Source organism: Aminobacter sp. P4_H6_2, from assembly GCF_056400805.1.
In genome coordinates, this window is sequence record NZ_JBFUKO010000976.1 from 1 (window position 1) to 1,334 (window position 1,334).

At 54.8% G+C, this 1,334-nt stretch carries 2 protein-coding genes; both read right to left on the reverse strand.

Annotation, left to right across the window (positions count from 1 at the left end):
* Window positions 1–349, reverse strand: a 349-nt coding sequence (locus tag AC1DUU_RS32210) for an autoinducer binding domain-containing protein (RefSeq protein WP_476787349.1), incomplete at its 3' end; no start/stop codon positions are given.
* 252 nt (window positions 350–601) lie between these two features.
* The coding region (trbI, locus tag AC1DUU_RS32215; protein ID WP_476787350.1) for an IncP-type conjugal transfer protein TrbI at window positions 602–1,334 on the reverse strand (733 nt) is incomplete at its 5' end.

The following is a 1,334-nucleotide window of genomic DNA, read 5'->3' on the forward strand; positions in this document are numbered from 1 at the left end:
TCGACAGGCCGGAACAGAGGCCGTACTGCTTGGCAATGGCCCGAAACCGCTTTTCCTCAGTCGTGAGATAACGACTCGGCCAGTCCTGGGCCGACCACGTGAACATTTGCATGAGGCGCTTTGCCATCGTAACGACCGGATCGATACGCACGAATTGGCTTTGCAGATAGGCATGCTGCCACTCGAGCGGATAACTATTGATCGTGGAAGTCTCCTTCGCCGTTATCTCAAAGTAGGCGAAACGTTCGAAGCCGCAAGCAAACGAGAATGACTTCAACGCGCTGCGGATCGATCGCTGATCGTTCGATGTGTCGACCGCATCTATTAGTGTCGTGATCTGTCCGTCCAAATGTATTTCTCCGGGTCAGAGATTGTTCCGCCACCGAAGAAGTGACGAACTTAACAACGACGAGGTACCGGAGTGGAAATGTCACGCAATCGCATGATTTAACGATTGACATTGTGGGTATAGAATAGAGCTCTTGGAGAGCCGCTCAGTGACGAAGCGAAATACCGTATTATATGTAGTAACAGTCTGAACGGAACAATGATCCACTAGGACGGTCGACGTCACTTTGCCGACAGTTCGCTCTCCACGGCCTCAACCGCGATAATCACCTGGAAAGACAATGTCCTGGTCGACGAGCACGTTGAATTTGTAGCCCAGCCGGATTTCGAGGGTCGGTTGTACGTCGAGGTTCTTGCTAATGGTACGCTCTGCGACGCGCCCGAAGGTGTCCGCCAAATTTCGGCGAACCGCATCGGATGCACTGTCCTGGGTGGCGAGCGTCGACGATTGTGGCACGGCCATATCGACGCCGGTGCCGATGATCGCGAGCAGGATCGCCGAGCCGAATGTCTTGAAGTGGTGGTTGTCTATCTTGTCTGTGAAACCACCATTGCCACGAGCGTCCGTTCCGGCCATGCCGCCGATCTGCAGCGTCGAGCCGTTTGGAAAGATGATATCGGTCCAGACAACGAGCACGCGTGACTGGCCGAATGAAACTTGGCTGTCATAACGGCCAAAGAGCTTTGTACCCTGCGGAACGAGCAGACGGTGGCCGGTGGCGCTGTCATAAACGTTCTGGCTGACCTGCGCGGTGATGCGGCCAGGCAGGTCAGAATTGATGCCAGTGATCAACGTGGCCGGTATCACCGAGCCACGTTTCAGCTCAAAGGGTGACTGTTGCGGCACAAGCCTATTCGGCAGATAGCCGAATTCCCTGATGTCAGCGTTGAAAAAGTCTCCCTTGGCGCGCTGGCCATTCGGATCGAGGTTTTGACCGCCGATGCCTGCCTCGTAAGCAGCAGCATAAAGATTGGCTCTAGAGCTG